Source organism: Anaerostipes hadrus ATCC 29173 = JCM 17467, from assembly GCF_030296915.1.
GTDB lineage: Bacteria > Bacillota > Clostridia > Lachnospirales > Lachnospiraceae > Anaerostipes > Anaerostipes hadrus.
In genome coordinates, this window is the sequence record NZ_AP028031.1 from 2,457,538 (window position 1) to 2,475,970 (window position 18,433).

General features: G+C 37.9%; 13 protein-coding genes. 1 reads left to right on the forward strand and 12 read right to left on the reverse strand.

Going from position 1 to position 18,433, the window contains the following annotated elements; all coding sequences use genetic code 11:
• Nucleotides 1-5: 5 nt before the first annotated feature.
• Both QUE18_RS11895 and QUE18_RS11900 read right to left on the reverse strand, forming a co-directional pair.
• Entirely contained in the window at nt 6-1,091 is a 1,086-nt protein-coding gene (locus tag QUE18_RS11895) for a PucR family transcriptional regulator (protein WP_173747668.1), read from the reverse strand.
• A gap of 255 nt (nt 1,092-1,346) precedes the next feature.
• Nucleotides 1,347-2,609, reverse strand: coding sequence for an LCP family protein (locus QUE18_RS11900; RefSeq protein WP_009202722.1), 1,263 nt, complete (start codon nt 2,607-2,609; stop codon nt 1,347-1,349).
• A gap of 188 nt (nt 2,610-2,797) precedes the next feature.
• Here QUE18_RS11900 and ymfI point away from each other — a divergent pair, with 188 nt between their 5' ends.
• Entirely contained in the window at nt 2,798-3,523 is a 726-nt protein-coding gene (gene ymfI, locus QUE18_RS11905; protein WP_008391704.1) for an elongation factor P 5-aminopentanone reductase, read from the forward strand.
• 740 nt (nt 3,524-4,263) lie between these two features.
• Here the strand turns inward: ymfI and QUE18_RS11910 are convergent.
• The 10 genes from QUE18_RS11910 to glgB form a co-directional block, all read right to left on the reverse strand.
• Complete coding sequence (locus tag QUE18_RS11910) at nt 4,264-6,405, reverse strand: Tex family protein (RefSeq protein ID WP_009203884.1); 2,142 nt, start codon at nt 6,403-6,405, stop codon at nt 4,264-4,266.
• 9 nt (nt 6,406-6,414) lie between these two features.
• Nucleotides 6,415-6,894: a deoxycytidylate deaminase gene (locus QUE18_RS11915; RefSeq protein WP_008391870.1), complete on the reverse strand. Its 480-nt coding sequence runs from the start codon at nt 6,892-6,894 to the stop codon at nt 6,415-6,417.
• Nucleotides 6,895-7,658: 764 nt separating this feature from the next.
• A complete protein-coding gene (locus QUE18_RS11920; RefSeq protein ID WP_008393293.1) occupies nt 7,659-8,861 on the reverse strand; it encodes an aspartate kinase in 1,203 nt (400 codons plus the stop codon).
• 25 nt (nt 8,862-8,886) lie between these two features.
• Nucleotides 8,887-10,086: a cofactor-independent phosphoglycerate mutase gene (locus QUE18_RS11925; protein ID WP_008393294.1), complete on the reverse strand. Its 1,200-nt coding sequence runs from the start codon at nt 10,084-10,086 to the stop codon at nt 8,887-8,889.
• A gap of 37 nt (nt 10,087-10,123) precedes the next feature.
• The gene (locus QUE18_RS11930) at nt 10,124-10,564 is read right to left on the reverse strand and encodes an ACT domain-containing protein (RefSeq protein WP_015530304.1); all 441 of its coding nucleotides are present in this window, start codon (nt 10,562-10,564) and stop codon (nt 10,124-10,126) included.
• Nucleotides 10,565-10,692: 128 nt separating this feature from the next.
• Complete coding sequence (prfB, locus tag QUE18_RS11935; protein WP_008393296.1) at nt 10,693-11,814, reverse strand: peptide chain release factor 2; 1,122 nt, start codon at nt 11,812-11,814, stop codon at nt 10,693-10,695.
• Between the two features lie 14 nt (nt 11,815-11,828).
• A complete protein-coding gene (gene secA / locus QUE18_RS11940) occupies nt 11,829-14,399 on the reverse strand; it encodes a preprotein translocase subunit SecA (protein ID WP_009203141.1) in 2,571 nt (856 codons plus the stop codon).
• A 237-nt stretch (nt 14,400-14,636) separates the two neighbouring features.
• The gene (hpf, locus tag QUE18_RS11945; RefSeq protein ID WP_009264099.1) at nt 14,637-15,167 is read right to left on the reverse strand and encodes a ribosome hibernation-promoting factor, HPF/YfiA family; all 531 of its coding nucleotides are present in this window, start codon (nt 15,165-15,167) and stop codon (nt 14,637-14,639) included.
• Between the two features lie 365 nt (nt 15,168-15,532).
• The gene (gene trxB, locus QUE18_RS11950; RefSeq protein ID WP_008393299.1) at nt 15,533-16,453 is read right to left on the reverse strand and encodes a thioredoxin-disulfide reductase; all 921 of its coding nucleotides are present in this window, start codon (nt 16,451-16,453) and stop codon (nt 15,533-15,535) included.
• A 32-nt stretch (nt 16,454-16,485) separates the two neighbouring features.
• A complete protein-coding gene (gene glgB, locus QUE18_RS11955) occupies nt 16,486-18,291 on the reverse strand; it encodes a 1,4-alpha-glucan branching protein GlgB (protein ID WP_040344037.1) in 1,806 nt (601 codons plus the stop codon).
• Between the last annotated feature and the right edge of the window lie 142 nt (nt 18,292-18,433).

Below are 18,433 nucleotides of genomic sequence, written 5' to 3' on the forward strand. Positions count from 1 at the left end.
ATATTCTAGTCCATTGTATCCATATGTTTCATATATTTTACTACCATCAGTGCAATTTTAAATGCGATTGCATCTTCAAAATTCCTCAGATCCAGATTCGTATTCTTCTGAATCTTATCCAGACGGTATACGAGTGTATTTCTATGAATAAACAACTGTCTGGATGTTTCTGACACATTCAGATTATTCTCAAAGAATTTATCAATCGTTGCCAGTGTTTCTTCATCAATGGAGTCTGGAGAATAATCTCCAAACACTTCACGGATAAACATCTTACATAATGGAAGTGGAAGTTGATAGATCAGTCGTCCAATTCCTAACTGATTGTATGCGATCACACTCGCATCCTCATAGAAGATCTTGCTGACTTCCAATGCGATCTGTGCCTCTTTATAAGATCTTGATACATCTTTGATCGTCTCTGCAACATTACCGATCGCAATCTTGGCATCTTTGATCCCATATTCATTCAGCCCTTCTTTAATCTCTTTTGCATGCTGAATAAACTGTGCCTGTCCTTCATCCCCATTCACTGGTGTTACATAAACGATACTCTTCTCGTCCACTGCCGTAATAAAATCTGAATCTGCTCCGCTTTCAACCTCTTTCGTAGCTTCTAACAGATTCTGATCCTTCTCGTATTCTGCCTGAATCAAAAATGCAACTCTTCTCTGTTCCACTTCAATATGCAGCTTCTTTGAGCGGTTATAAATGTCAACCAATAATAAGTTATCTCTCAACAAATTCTTTACAAAGTTCTCTTTATCCAGTCTCTCCTTATATGCAGTCAAAAGATTCTGTATCTGCATCACTGCAAGCTTTCCGACCGTATATGCATTCTCGCTCATTCCAGTAGCCAGAAGTATATATTCCAGTCTCTGATCATCAAAAATCTTAAAATATTGAAAACCGTCGATCACCTGGCTCTCTGCCATAGAATCTGCAAATTCTTCCGCATGTTGTGCTAATGCATCGGTTATCTCCATTGTTGTTACAACTATACGTCCTGACAGATCTAAAATACACAGATCGATCCCGGTTACTTCCTTCATTCCATTAATTGTCTCTTGTAATATCTGATTTGAAATCATCCTTTATCAACCTTTCATATTTGCCGTTCAACCTTTTCTTTTACTATACAGCATTTTAAACAAAAAAAAAAGAAAAATTTAGTGATTTTTTTATATCATTGTCTATTTTATACAAATATCTAGCAGAAAATCTTTATTTCATTGACCATAAATATCTCTTTTTAGCCGTAACCCCTTCATATAACAAAGAAAAACATCTCAATCGTTCCTGAGATGTTTTTCGTGATATTTTATGATAATATTTATGAATGTATTTTAAATCTCGTCTTCTGATCCAACAATTATACAAATTCTTGCACCGCTGTCAACACTTCCAACTTCATATTCTGGATTCTTAAAATAACTTTTCAGATCCTGTCCTAAATCTTTACTTTCTACTATGATCTTTGTATGTGTTAAAACACCCTGTCTGTTTGTTCTTACAGATCCTACACTGTATCCGTCACTTGACAGTTTATCTTTCCATCTTCCTGCAAGTCCTGAGATTCTTGTTGAATTCTGAATCTCGATCGTTATATTCTTTGAAGAAGATGCTGAACTATCAGATTTGGTTGTTGTTGACTTTGCTTCTGTTGTGCTCAATGCCGAACTTAAGTCTCCTTCTTCTGATAACATCTCATCAAAGACTCTCTTGGCTTCTTCTGTATCTAATTCATACTTTCCATTGGATTCTGTTCCATCTAACACTTTGAAATTTAAGTTCTTATCCTTAATTCCATGCATTCTCTCAAGACTTGTCGCTGCTTCTTCATAAGAAGCATCTGTCTTCACCGCATCAAAATAATTCTGTGCATATTCACGATATTCGGATAATGTCTTATCATTCAATGCAGATGCAACTGCCACGCAGATCTCTCCTGTAATTTCTGCCTGCTTGCTCTTATCTGTAAAAATATCACTCTCACTTAATAATGAATAGATTGCTGTTCCATTCAGGCTGTTCTCCCCAGCACTTAATGTTACATATTTATCTGTAGAATCTGTATAAGCCATTGCTTCATCAAATTCTATTTTGACATCTCCTGCCTGATTCATCAGTTTCACAAACTTCTTATGTGATATCAGTTCATAGGAATTAATAGAAATTCCCAGTGTCTTCTCAACCTGCTGTCTTAACAACTTTCCATTCTTTCTTGTTGCTTTGATCACATCTGCAACCGTCGCTTTGCTAACGCTAGTTCCCAGTGTCTGTTCGACTGCCTGTTTTCCCTTCTTCGTCAATGTAAGATTCATATCTTGTCTAAGTGGTACAAAAATCATCTCCTGATTCTTGTTATGATATATTCGAATCACAATGGAATTTCCTGTCTGGATCATTCCAACGTCTACTCTTTCTTTGCTTTCTTCTTTTAACTGCTTTGCGATTTCTGCTTTCTTGTCTTTCTTTAATTTATCTGAAAAATATGTCTTAAATCCAAAAAAGCTTGCAACTCCACCGATGGCTGTCACCAGTATCACTGCAAGAATCCTGGCAAATATGGCTTTGACACCTAATTTATTTTTCTTCTTCTCTGCCATGTTCCTGCTCCTTCCGTTTCTAAACTTTGTTTAGTATAACAAATTATTCGATTTATTTCAACAATCCTCTATGTTATAATTCTGTATAATCGCCTTAATATTTTCTTAATCTGCAACATTTCTCATCGTTGATCAGATCGATCATATCAAGTGCTAAGAAATTTTATAAGATTTACGAGGTATTTTCTATGAAAACAGTACTCATAACTGGCAGTTCCAGAGGAATCGGACGTGAAACTGCCATATATTTTGCACAACAAGGATGGAACGTGATCATCCATGGCTTCCGCCATCCTGAAAAACTAGAATCCCTAAAAAATGAAATTCTTGAAGAGAACGTGTCTTGCTTATCTTTTTGTGGAGATATCAGTGATCCTTCTTTTGTAGACGAAATGATCAAACAGTCCCTCCTTACTTTTTCTAAGATCGACTGTCTTGTAAATAATGCCGGAATCTCTCTGGTGGGATTATTTACAGATGCAACGGTAGATGATTGGAATCTGATGATCAACACAAATTTAACTTCTGTTTTTACAACCTGTAAAAATATCGTTCCCCATATGCTTCATCACCATGAGGGAAAGATCATCAATATTTCTTCCATCTGGGGAGATGCCGGCGCTTCCTGTGAGGTTTTATATTCTACAACAAAAGGTGGTATCAATGCTTTTACAAAGGCTCTGGCAAAAGAGGTTGCTGCAAGCAATATTCAGGTAAATGCGATCGCTTTTGGGATGATCGATACGGAGATGAATGCGGAGTTTGATGAAGAAGATCTTGCCTTGATCAAAGAAGAAATCCCTGCGGACTATATTGCCAGTCCAAAAGAAGCGGCACAGATGGTTTATCATGTGGCAACGTCCCCTGCTTATATGACAGGACAGGTTATTACATTCTCTGGGGGATGGTATTAAATTCTAATTTGTATAACGGAAATGTATCGAGTATTCATAAAAACATAAAAAAGATAGAGGTACGAAAAACGAATTCCATTGACGGATTTTTTGCAAAACGCTGATCCGCCAACACTCCTGCACAACTCACTGCGTTCAAACAGTGCCCGTGTTGGCTGCGATTTTGCAAAAAATCCTATGGAATCCTATCATTTCGTACCTCTATCTTTTTTTATGTTTTTATGAATACCTGAAGACATTCTCGTATAAAATTAAGAATTTTCAAACGGAAGGGTGTGTATGTTAAATGTTATTGGTTTTCAATTTATGTAGTGGCAGACAGATGTTTATTATATTCTAAAACAGCTCGCTAAATCGGTGTTGTTTAAGCCCTTTTATCTTCAGTTAGCGAATGCAAAACTTATCAACCAGTATCGTTTAACATACACACCCTGTAGTGATTTGAATAGCGTTCCGTTGTATGAGATAGAAATAAGATAAGAACAAATATTTATAATATATCGGTGGCAACGATTAGCAGATTTTAAGAGCGTTTTTTACAAATCGCTGATCCGCGCCTGTTCCTTTGATAACTTCCTCGCTGCGAGCCAAAATGCCCGCAGCTACGGTCAAACAATCAACCACAGGGCGCTGCGAATTTGTAAAAAACGCACTTAAAATCTGCTAATCGTTGCCACCGATATATTATAAATATTTGTTCTTATCTTATTTCTATCTCATACATGAAACACTATTACAAATCACAATTTCATGCTTAACTGTATCCGTTTTTTATCTATATCCACACTGACAACTACAACGTCCACAACATCTCCAACACTAACTACTTCTAATGGATGTTTGATAAATCGATCTGCCATCTGTGAAATGTGTACTAGTCCATCCTGATGTACTCCAATATCTACAAATGCTCCAAAATCGATGACATTACGAACTGTTCCTTTTAATTTCATTCCTGGTTTCAGATCTTTCATTTCTAATACATCTGTTCTTAAGATTGGTTTTGGAAGATCTTCTCGTGGATCTCGTCCTGGCTTTTCCAGTTCTTTTACGATATCTTTCAACGTGATCTCTCCGATTCCAAGTTCTTCGGATAATTTCTTGTAATCTGTAATCTTACTGCTGATTCCTTTGAATCCTTCTTTGGATAGTTCTTTTGTTGAATATCCTAGGTTCTTTAGTAACATTCCTGTTTCTTTGTATGTCTCTGGATGTACTCCTGTTGCATCGAGTGGCTCATCACCTCCAGATACTCTTAGGAATCCTGCGCATTGTTCAAAGGCTTTGGGTCCTAGTTTAGCTACTTTTAATAGCTGTTTTCTGTTCCTGAACGTTCCATTTTCTTCACGGTAGGCTACGATATTTTTTGCTACAGTCTTGGACACACCGGATACATATTCTAAAAGAGATGCTGAAGCTGTATTTAGGTCAACTCCGACTTTATTTACTGTTGCTTCAACGACTCCACCTAAAGCTTCGGTAAGCTGTTTTTGGTTCATATCGTGCTGATACTGTCCGACTCCAATGGCTTTTGGTTCAATCTTTACTAATTCTGCCAGTGGATCTTGTACTCGTCTTGCGATGGATGTCGCACTTCTTTGTCCTACATCGAAATTTGGAAATTCCTCGGTCGCAAGTTTACTTGCTGAGTATACAGACGCCCCTGCTTCATTTGTAATCACATACTGTACTGGTTCTTTGATCTCTTTTAACATATCAACAACGATCTGTTCAGATTCTCTGGATGCTGTTCCATTTCCAATTGAGATCAGTGTGATTCCATATTTCTTGATGAGTGCCTTGACAACTTTTTTGGCCTCTTCCACTTTATTCTGTGGTGCTGTCGGATAAATGACGACTGTATCTAATACTTTTCCTGTTGCATCAACCACTGCTAATTTGCATCCAGTACGAAATGCAGGGTCCCATCCAAGGACGACCTGTCCTGCGATCGGTGGCTGCATAAGAAGTTGTGCTAAGTTCTTTCCAAAGACTTTGATCGCTTCTGTACTTGCATTTTCAGTCAGTTCATTTCTGATATCACGTTCGATCGATGGTGCGATCAAACGTTTATAGCTGTCTTCAATCGCTGCAAATAAGGCTTTTGTTGTATTGGGATTCTTCCTTGTTATGATCTTCCTTGCAAGATATGATGCGATCTTTTGCATGTCTGGCTCAATCTTTACCTGAAGAATTCCCTCTTTTTCTCCGCGATTGATCGCAAGAATACGGTATCCTGCAATCTTTTCAATCGGTTCTTCAAAATCATAATACATCTCAAATACAGAAGATTCTTCTGGTTTCTTCGCTGAGGATGTGATTTTTCCGTGATTCCATGTTGCCTTACGGATCCATGTACGGTATTCCGCATCATCTGCAATGCGCTCTGCGATAATATCATTTGCACCTTTTAATGCATCTTCTACTGTCTTTACATCTTTTTCTTCATTGATAAATGCTTCGGCTTCTTTCTCTAATGTCTCTTTTGTCATTTGTAAAAGAATCAGATTAGCTAACGGCTCTAACCCCTTTTCCTTTGCGATCATAGCTCTGGTACGTTTTTTCTGCTTATATGGACGGTACAAATCTTCCACTGCTACCAGTGTCTTCGCTTCTTCAATCTGCTTTGCCAGTTCCTTTGTAAGTTTACCTTGTTCTTCGATATTTTTCTTGATCGCTTCTTTGCGCTCTTCTAAATTTCTTAAATATAATAATCTCTCATGGAAATTACGAAGTGTCTCGTCATCTAATGATCCTGTCATTTCTTTTCGGTATCTGGCAATGAAGGGAATCGTGTTACCTTCATCGATCAGTTTGATCGTTGTCTCTACCTGTCCTCGTCTGATTCCTAGTTCTTCTTGTAAAATCTTAATAATATCCATATCTTCACCTTATAAATCTACTTCGATTGTCTGTCCTTTTGGTACGAACTGGCGATATTTAACTCCTGCCATATCAAACATCTTCTTTGATGCCTTTGTCGTATCACTGCCTGCATATTTATCCTGCATATAGATAACTTCTTTCATACCGCTTTGAATGATAGCTTTTGCACATTCATTGCACGGAAATAATGTTACATAAACACGCGCTCCGTCAAGTGAGCCTCCACCATAGTTCAAAATGGCATTTAATTCTGCGTGACATACATAAAAATATTTGGTATGAAGAGGATCTCCTTCTCTCTCCCAAGGCATATCATCATCGTTGCATCCTATTGGCATTCCGTTATAACCAACTGACAAAATCTTATTATGATCATTTACAAGGCAAGCCCCTACCTGTGTATGATCATCTTTACTTCTCTGGGCAGATAGAATGGCAATCCCCATAAAATACTGATCCCAGGAGATATAATCTTTACGTTTCATTGTACATATTCCTTTCTGAATCTTTGTAGATATATTTTGTCATGTTTCTACGATATCGTCAACTTTTGATTTGTAGGTAGTGTTGCATGTATGAGTCAGAAAGAAGATAAGAAGAAATATTTATAAGAAAAAAGGGATGACACTCCGCATTTTTGAAAGCTTTTTTTACAAATCGCTGATTCGCGCCTGTTCCTTCGATAACTCACTTGCTGCGAGCCAAAATGCCCGCAGCTACGTTCAGACAATCGACCACAGGGCGCTGCGAATTTGTAAAAAATGCATTCAAAAAGTGCTCATGTTGTCACCCTTTTTTCTTATAAATATTTCTTCTTATCTTCTTTCTGACTCATACAACGAAACACTATTCAAACCACTACACAGTGTGTATGTTAAACGGTATTGGTTGATGATTTTTGTATTCATTGACGGAAGATGAAAAAAACTTACGAACACCGATTTGTTGGGATGTTTAAGAGTATAATAAACACTTATCTTCTGTCTTGAAAAAACTAATTTACATCCAAGATCATTCTCCATACACATTCGGTAGTGGTTTCGATTACGTAAATTATTTAAATATTATAAAAAGGGTTATCTGTCTGAGACCGTAGGAACACGCCTGCACTTAGTGAGTGGATGGTCGTTAGACCATTCAGGAGCTTAGTACAGCTGCGTGTGAGTCGAGCGAGAGCGCGTCGCAGACAGATAACCCTTTTTATAATATTCCACCAATAATTTCCGTCATCAAACCAGCAAATTAAAATTTACATCTCAAATTCTTCATGTGCTGCATTCATTGCTTTCACCATATCTTCCTGGTTTACAAGCACTGTAACACGAATCTCAGATGTAGAGATCATTCGAATGTTTACATCTGCTTTATATAAAGCGTTAAACATACGAGCTGCCATTCCATAGTGGTTTAATAATCCTTTTCCGATAATTGATACTTTGGCAACTTCTTTGCTTGCTTTGATCTCTTCATAATAGCTGTCTGGAAGGTAATCTTCTAATGCTTTAACTGCGATATCTAATTCTTCTTCTTTGACTGTGAAGGAGATATCTTTCTTGTCATTATGTCCAACTGACTGCAAGATCATATCTACGTTTACATTTTTCTTTGCTAATACATTGAAGATCTTGAATGCCATACCTGGTGTATCTTCGATTCCCATAACTGCAATTCTTGCTGCATCATCATCTCCTGCTACACCGCTGATCTCGTTGTCTCTTGATTTTACGCTTTCTTTTACGACAGTTCCTTCTTCTGTTGTAAGACTTGATCTAACAACTAAGGCAACTCCATGTTTCTTAGCAAGTTCTACAGAACGATTATGAAGTACTCCTGCTCCGAGTGTTGCCATTTCTAACATCTCATCATATGTGATCTCATTTAATTTTTTAGCCTCTGATACTTTTCTTGGGTCTGCTGTATAGACTCCGTCTACGTCTGTATAAATCTCACATGCATCTGCGTGTAACGCTGCTGCCAGTGCTACAGCTGTTGTATCAGATCCACCACGTCCAAGTGTTGTGTAGTTATCGAACTGGTCAACTCCCTGGAATCCTGTAACGATTACGATCTTTCTCTGTTCTAATTCATTCATGATACGGTCTGTATCAATTCTTTTGATTCTTGCATTGCTGTATACAGAAGTTGTATGCATTGCTACCTGGAATGCATTTAGGGAAACAGCAGGAACTCCAAGAGAATCCATTGCCATTGCCATTAATGATACAGAAGTCTGTTCTCCTGTTGTTAATAACATATCCATCTCTCTTCTGGATGGATTAGGATTGATCTCTTTTGCTTTTGCGATCAGTTCATCTGTCATCTTACCCATTGCTGATAAGACAACAACAACATCATTTCCTTTTTTATAATCTTCAATACATCTTTTTGCAACGTTCATGATACGATCTTTATTTCCTACAGAAGTACCACCAAATTTCTTAACTACTAGCATCTTGTGCCTCCTAAAATTATTTCTCTTATTTTTGTAATAACCGATTCATTAAATCATAAGCGTGAGAAATGACAATTCCTGTCTCTCTCGCTGCTTCTTCGCTGTACTCTTCCTGACCTTCATAATCTTTCGTGCTGTCATAGATCATAAATGGTATCGGTTCTTTGGAATGGGTACGGATCGCAATTGGTGTCGGATGATCCGGTCCGATCAGAATTCTAAAATCCTCTCCAGCTTTCTCAAGTTCTTCTTTGACAACCTTCACAACTTCTTTATCAAGATGTTCGATTGCTTTGATCTTATTCTCAAGACTTCCCTGATGACCCATCTCATCAGGTGCCTCTACATGAATATAAGCGAAATCATCATTTTTTTCAAGTAGTGCTTCAACTGCTGCCATCGCTTTCCCATGATAATTCGTGTCAAGACCGCCATTGGCACCCTCTACATCAAGATTTCTCATGTTTGCTCCAACTGCGATTCCTTTTAACAGATCGACGGCAGATACCATAGCTCCATTCATTCCAGTCTTCTCTTTAAAATCGTCCAGTGCCGGTTTCGTCCCTGCTCCCCAGAACCAGATGCTGTTTGCTTTATTCAAGCCTTTCTCAGCTCTTGCTTCATTGATCGGATGATGATTTAAGATATCAAAACTCTTTTCCATCATCTCTTTTAGCTTCTCCTGCTTTGGAAGATACTGCCCGATCTTCTGTCCTAAAACATCATGAGGTGGTACAAGTTCGACTACTTCTCCATGATCCCAGATCGTTAAATGGCGGTAGCTGACTCCCGGATAAAATTTATATTCATCATCTTCTAATTCTTTTCTCACAGCTTCGATCAGGATCGCTGCTTCCTCAGAAGTGATCTCTCCTGCGCTGTGGTCGATGATCGTCTTATCTTCATAATCTTCGTCTTCAGATACGGTTACAACGTTACATCTAAGTGCAATATCTGTATCTTTCATATCAACACCAATGCTTAATGCCTCAAGGGGTGATCTTCCGGAATAATAAACCTGTGGGTCATATCCTAACATAGAAAGATTGGCTACATCACTTCCTGCTGGTAAATTGGATGGTACTGTATAAGCGATTCCCTGTTCGGAAACTTTCGCCATCTCATCCATCACTGGTTTGTCTGCTAACTGAAGTGGTGTCTTCCCACCTGCTGCTTCGATTGGCTCGTCAGCCATTCCATCTCCTAAAACAATAACGTATTTCATTCTGTCCTCCAAAAATGTGTCATGTATATTTATACATCTATTCCATTGCAATTATTTTTACATAAGATACATCTTCTATCTTCTCAACATCCTGAATCATAGCCGAGACATCCGTCTCGCTGTCTTCGATGTCAACACTGACTGTTAAGAGTCCCTTTCCATTAATTGGAATACTCTGGTGGATCGTCAGGATATTTGCCTTATAAAGTGCAAAAATGTTAAGGATCGAGGCCATAACGCCAGGCTGGTCATCGACTTCGATCACGAATGTGATACTACGTCCTTTCTTACCAGCATAAAATGGGAAAATATCATCCTTATACTTATAATAAGAACTTCGACTGATTCCCACCTTCTCTGTAGCTTCTAATACAGAAACTGCTCTCTTTGAATCTAACAGTTTCTGGACCTCTAACACCTTTAACAACACTTCTGGAACTGCTTTCTTTTTAATTACATAATAGTTGGTTTCTTTCATGTCTGGTTCCTTTTGTTTTCCTGTGGTGTACAGTTGTCTTTGCACAAAATACTACCACAGATATTTTTATGATGCAATAGAAAATTTGGTTTTAAAATAAATACATGATCTGACCGGAAGTTTTCTGTTTAATTTTCTTCCTTCTTACTGTTGTTATCCCATGCAAGATAGGCATTCATAAATCCATCCAGATCCCCATCTAATACAGCGCTTGGATTTCCGCTTTCAAAGTTTGTTCTGTGATCTTTTACCATTGTATAAGGCTGCAGGACATAGGATCTAATCTGGTTTCCCCATCCATTATCCCCAACATCACCTCGGATATCTGATAATTTTTCCAAATGTTGCTGCTGTTTTAACAGATACAGTTTTGTCTTTAACATCTTCATTGCCTGATCTTTGTTCTTGTGCTGTGAACGCTCATTCTGGCACTGTACAACGATTCCTGTTGGTAAATGCGTAATACGGATTGCGGAATCTGTTTTGTTGATATGCTGTCCACCAGCTCCACTTGCACGATATGTGTCGATCCGGATATCTTCATCTGCAATCTCAACTTCTATATCATCTTTGATATCTGGCATTACATCACAGGATGCAAACGATGTCTGTCGTTTTCCTGCTGCATTGAATGGAGAAATTCGGACAAGACGGTGAACACCTTTTTCAGATCGTAAATATCCATAAGCATTCATTCCCGTGATCTTCACAGTAACAGATTTGATCCCTGCTTCATCCCCATCAAGATAATCAAGAACTTCTGTTCCATAACCTTTCTTTCCTGCCCATCTTGTGAACATACGGTATAGCATTCCTGCCCAGTCGCAAGACTCTGTTCCACCTGCCCCTGCATGTAGTGTAAGAATTGCATCATCCTTATCATATTCACCTGTTAGCAGTGTTGAAATACGTAATTCCTCATATGTTTTTTCAAATTCATCCATCAAAGCAGTGGCTTCTTCGATCAGATCGGCATCTTCATCTTCTTCTGCCATATCGATCAAAGTCTCGATATCTTCATATTTTGTTTTCAGATCATCATATTCTTCCACGACACCTTTCAGGCTTTTGACTTCTTTCATAACATTCTGGGATTCCTCAACATTATCCCAGAATCCTGGTTCTTCCATATTCAGTTCTAATTGATCAATTCTCTCTTTTTTTGCTTCTAACGCAAGGGAACCACTAAGATCTTCTAGTGGTTCCTGAAAAGAGTTTAATTTATATTTTAATTGTTCTGCTTCAATCATTGATAAAAAACTCCTTATTTATTCCTTCCGCAGCAGTTCTTATACTTCTTACCACTTCCACATGGGCAAGGATCATTTCTGCCGACTTTTGCTCCTTTTCTTACATAAGGCTTCTTCTCAACTTCTGCATCTTTGTTTGTTCCAGTGATCTTTGGAGCTTCTTCTCTCTCGATCTTCTGCTCAACCTGTACGTGGAACAGTGCACCTGTTGTCTCTTCCTGAATTGCCTTTGTCATATCATTGAACATCTCAAATCCAGCCATACGGTATTCAACAACTGGATCTCTCTGTCCATATGCCTGAAGACCAATTCCTTCTCTTAATTGATCCATATCATCAATATGATCCATCCACTTGCGGTCGATGACTTTCAGTAAGATAATACGTTCAATCTCACGAAGATCAAAGTCTTCGAATTCTTTTTCTTTCTGTTCATATAATGCAACTGTTTCTTCCTGTAATCTTGCTACCAGATCATCAACTTTACCAGAAGATTTCTCTGCATCTGTTAATACGATCTTATTCAGTGGTACAATTGGAAGCAACTCTGCATTCAGTGCTGCCAGATCCCACTCTTCTGGTGGAAGCTCATCACTGATCACCTGATATACATGATTTGCAACTGTTTCTTTCATCATGCCTAAAACAGATTCTTTCATGTCATCTCCGTCAAGAACACGGCGGCGTTCTTTGTACATAACTTCTCTCTGTTCATTGTTGACTCTATCATAATCTAACAGATTCTTACGAATACCAAAGTTGTTATTCTCAATCTTCTTCTGTGCTTTCTCGATCGTCTTGCTGATCGTCTTATGCTGGATTTCTTCTCCTTCTGGAATTCCCAATGCATTGTATATACTGATCATTCTTTCAGATCCAAACAATCTCATCAGATCATCTTCCAGTGATAAATAGAACTTAGATTCACCTGGATCTCCCTGACGTCCAGCACGACCACGTAACTGGTTATCGATACGTCTGGATTCATGACGTTCTGTACCGATGATCTTTAATCCGCCAAGTTCTGCAACACCATCTTCCAGCACGATGTCAGTACCACGACCAGCCATGTTCGTAGCGATCGTTACGGCACCGATCTCACCTGCGTGAGAGATGATCTCTGCTTCTTTCTCGTGGAATTTCGCATTCAGTACGTTGTGTTTGATTCCACGTTTCTTAAGCATTGCACTTAATTCTTCAGACATCTCGATGGTGATCGTACCAACTAAAACAGGCTGTCCTTTTGCATGAGATTCAATGATATCTTCGACAACAGCATTCATCTTCTCACGTTTTGTCTTGTAGATCGCATCATCATGATCGATTCTCTGAACTGGTTTGTTTGTTGGAATCACAACAACGTCCATTCCATAAATCTCTCTAAATTCCTGTTCTTCTGTAAGTGCAGTACCTGTCATACCTGCTTTCTTGTCATATTTATTGAAGAAGTTCTGGAACGTAATCGTTGCAAGAGTTTTGGATTCTCTCTTGACCTTTACATTTTCCTTCGCTTCGATTGCCTGATGCAGACCATCAGAATAACGTCTTCCTGGCATGATACGTCCTGTAAATTCATCGACGATCAATACTTCATCATCTTTTACTACATAGTCTTTGTCTTTAAACATTAAGTTATGTGCACGAAGTGCTAAGATGATATTATGCTGGATCGCAAGGTTCTCTGGATCTGCAAGATTCTCGATATGGAAGAATTTCTCGACTTTCTTCACGCCATCTGCAGTCAGCATGATCTGTTTATCTTTTTCATTGACAAGGAAATCTCCATCTTCTTCGATATCCTCGTTCATTAAGATATCCATCTTGGATAATTCACCATCAGAACTTCCTCGTTCCATCTGGCGGGCTAAGATATCACATGCACGGTACAATTCTGTAGACTTACCACTTTCACCGGAAATAATCAGTGGTGTTCTTGCCTCATCAATCAGTACGGAATCGACCTCATCGACGATCGCATAGTGAAGATCTCTCTGTACAAGATCTTCTTTCTCAATGACCATGTTATCTCTTAAGTAGTCAAATCCTAATTCATTGTTTGTAATATAAGTAATATCACAGTTATATGCTTCACGACGTTCATCATTCTCCATATCATTTGTAACAACACCCACAGTTAATCCAAGAAAATTATGAACTTTTCCCATCCACTCGGCATCTCGAGTTGCCAGATAATCATTGACTGTTACGATATGAACGCCCTTTTCTTCCAGCGCATTTAAATATGCAGGTAACGTGGATACTAAAGTTTTACCTTCACCAGTTCTCATCTCTGCGATACGTCCCTGATGCAGGATGATACCACCGATCAGCTGTACACGGTAATGTTTTAAACCGATCGCACGGCTACTGGCTTCTCTTACTGTTGCATATGCTTCTGGTAACAGATCATCTAATGTCTCTCCATTTGCAAGTCTTTCTTTAAATTCAACAGTCTTATGTCTTAGTTCCTCATCTGACAATTTCTGCATGGACTCATCGAGTGCTTCGATCTTGTCAACTGTCTTGCTGATTCGTTTTAGTTCCTTATCACTGTGAGAACCAAATACTTTATCAAATAAACCCATAAATAATCTCCTAAGTTTCTTTTTATGATTGTTCCATCTTGTGATCGTTCTGTCTCTGACATCTGATATCAAGATAGTCTTATATCTATTATATAGTCTTTGCTATTGTAACACTTAACATTATAAGGTGCAAGTTAACTAATTGTAAAAATTCTCAATAAATTTTGAATTTTTTATAAAAAAAAGTATGAAAAAAGGAGATCCTTGTCATAAGGATCTCCTCCATCTTCCGATCTTCTAAAATTCAGGTTCGATCAGTCCGTATGTATTTCCTTTTCTCTTGTATACAACATTGACTTCAAATGTATCAGCATTGCGGAATACAAAGAAATCATGTCCTAATAATTCCATCTGTACACAAGCTTCTTCTACATCCATTGGTTTGATAGCAAACTTCTTGCTTCGGATGATTCTGATCTCATCATCTTCCACATCGTCTTCCTGCTCCATAAATTCCTGTTTGAAGCTTGTTCCATCATATTTCTGATTCATAAGTCTTGTTTTATATCTGCGGATCTGGCGTTCGATCACATCTACTACCAGGTCAATAGATACATACATGTCTTCACTGCCTTCTTCAGCACGGATAATGTGCCCTTTCATAGGAATGGTAACTTCTATCTTCTGTCTTCCCTTCTGAACACTTAAAGTTACATTCACGATCGTATCGTCTACTAAATATTTGTCGAGACGTCCGAGTTTCTCTTCAATTGCTGCTTTGATACCTTCTGTAACTTCAATGTTCTTTCCACTAATAATGAATTTCATGGCTCCCATCTCCTTTACCTTTTTTGTATGAATTCATTATAACATATAATTCTGATTAAGAAAACAAAATCTTTTTATAAATAGTAAACAAAACATATGTTTCTTTTTGAAGTTATCCACAGTTATTATTTGTCGAATTGTGGATGTGGATAATGTGGATAACTCTGTGGGTAACTCATTTTTGGCTAAAATATGCCATTTCTGTATGTTGATAACTTTGTGGGTATTTTGTTAGCAATATGTGTGTAATTTTTCCATAAAAAAATCAACCTGCTTTTTGTTATACAACTAGCACAAATCGACAAAAAGCGGTTGATTTTTAATTTATGAGTCACTATATAAAAATAGCTTAAATTGTCTGAAAATTAAGCATTTTGAAGATATCGCTCGACTGAATACACACAGTTGGCACCATCTGACACCGCCGTCACCACCTGACGAAGATTTTTGCTTCTTCCATCCCCTGCAGCAAAGATTCCCGGAATATTTGTAACACCGTCTTCTCCCGCGATAATATATCCTTTTTCGTCTGTTGATAACTTTCCAGATAAAAGCTCGGAAGCTGGTTTTGTCCCCACAGCAATAAAAATTCCATCAACATCTAGTAACTTATCCACATGGTTATCTACATCTTGTATATGAAGTCCCTCCACAACCTCATCTCCATCGATTTTTGTCACGATCGTGTTCCATAAGATTTCAATCTTGTCGTTCTTCTTTACTTCATCCTGAAGAATCTTTGCACCACGAAATTCATCTCTTCGATGGATCAGATAAACTTTTTTACACATACGGCTTAAGAATATTGCATCTTCCAATGCAACATTTCCACCACCAACAACTGCTGTTACCTTATTTCTAAAAAATGCTCCATCACATGTTGCACAATAAGATACTCCCATTCCCTTTAATTTTTCTTCTCCTTCTATTCCCAAAGTCTGATGAACTGCTCCTGTTGCAAGAATGATCGTCCTTGTTTTTAATGTATCTCCATTCTTAAGCATGATCTCTTTGATTTCTTCATCTGCATAGATTTCTTTAACTTCTGCTGTAATACTTTTAGCACCAAGTTCTTTCGCATGCTCTGAAAATTTTAATCCAAGATCCATTCCATTTGTCTTTGGAATTCCAGGATAATTATCAACTTCATAAGTCTGTACAACCTGTCCTCCTGGCATATATTCTTTCTCGATCATAACAAAATCAAGCATTGCTCTCTGTGCATAGATTGCTGCAGACATTCCAGCTGGTCCGGAACCTATAATTACTAAATCGTATATTTTCATGATATTATCTCCTTTTACTCAAAGTTTCTACCTTATTCTTTCTTCGTTAGTTTTAATAAAACTCCACTATATCTTGGAAGTGTGATCGTAAGCTCACTGTCTTTTCCTTTTTTCTTTAGATGAATATTTTCTTTACGTTTCTTCATCGTTCCACCATACTGTTCCCATTCAGTATGTAACAATGTTCTTCTCGTATGGTGTCCTTTGATCATTAATTTATAATCTTTCTGCTCTTTGTCAGAGAAATTAAAGATTCCAACGATCATGTGATCTACCGTTTTTCTTCCGATCGCATAAATACATCGTTCTTCCTGATGGCAGTCCAGCCATTCAAAGTTTTCTCTATGATAATCATAATGGAAAGCTTTTTCTTTCTTGTAAATGTCATTTAATTTGACCATATATTTATGGAAGGCATCATGAATCGGATATTTTAAGATCATCCAATCTTGTTCCTGTGCTTCGCTCCATTCCCTGATCTGTCCAAATTCATTCCCCATAAAGTTTAATTTCTTTCCTGGATGGATCATCATATACATATACATAGCCCTTGCCTGTGGAAATTTATCTTCATAATCCCCATACATCTTCTGTAAGATCGTTGCCTTGCCATGTACAACTTCATCATGACAATATTCTAACATATAACGTTCATTCCAGAAATACACCATAGAGAATGTTAGTTTGTGATAATCACGACTTCGATATTCTGGTCCAGTCTGAAAATATTCCAGAGTATCGTGCATCCATCCTAAATCCCATTTGTAATCAAATCCTAACCCGCCTTTCCATACTGGTTCTGTCACACCTGGATAAGCAGTGGAATCTTCTGCGATCAGCATGGCGGTTGGATGACGTTGTTTCAAACCTAAATTGAATGCTTTTAAGAAGTCGATCGCTGTATCGTTGACTCCTCTGCTTTCATCTCCCTGCCAGTAGATCAGGCGGCTCACTGCATCCATACGGATTCCATCAAAATGATACTCTTCCAGCCAATAGTTGGCCGCTGATTGCAAGAAGCACTGAACTTCTCTTCTGGAATGAATAAAGTTACAACTTCCCCATTCACTCTCTCCAGTATCTTTATTATCGTATTCATATAATGGAGTTCCATCATATAATTTCAGTCCATATCCATCTACTGCAAAATGAACTGGCACAAAATCCATAATGACTCCAATCCCTGCCTGATGCATCATATCAACAAATTTCATTAATTTATCTGGAGTTCCATAACGTTTCGTTGGTGCAAAAAATCCCGTGTTTTGGTATCCCCATGATCCATCAAATGGATGTTCTGACAGTGGCATTAATTCTACATGGGTATAATTATTTTGTTTTAGATATGGAACGAGCATCTTGGCAATCTCATCATACTGATACCAGCCATTCTCATCTTTCTTATTCATTCTCCATGAACCCATATGCATCTCATAGATATTGATGGCATCTTCCATTCCGACACTTCTCATCTGCATCCATGATCTGTCATTGAATCTGTATGTTGTGATATCTCTGATAATAGAACATGCCCCCGGTCTTAGTTCCATCTCAAATCCATAGGGATCACAATGTTCCTGCCGGTTTCCATCTGGTCCGTAGATGCAGTATTTGTACATCTGACCCTCTTTAGCTTTGTCGGAGTAGAATAAAAAGAAACCACTTTGTGCGTCTTGTTCCATAAATTCTTCATTCCAGTTATTAAACTCCCCAATGATCGATATCCTGGAGGCTCTTGGTGCATAGGTTACAAAACGAATCTTATCACCGTCTTTATGTGCACCCATATAACGATATGCATCAAATAATTTTCCATCATAAAAATCTTGCCGGTTCATGTTTGTGCCTCCTTTTATCATACAACTGTTGTTTTTCATTCATATGTATATTATAATAAATGTATGTGTATACAACAACCACCAAAATAGTGTTTTTGGTGGTTATCGAACATTTTTCATTGTTTTGTAGATTATCTTTTTT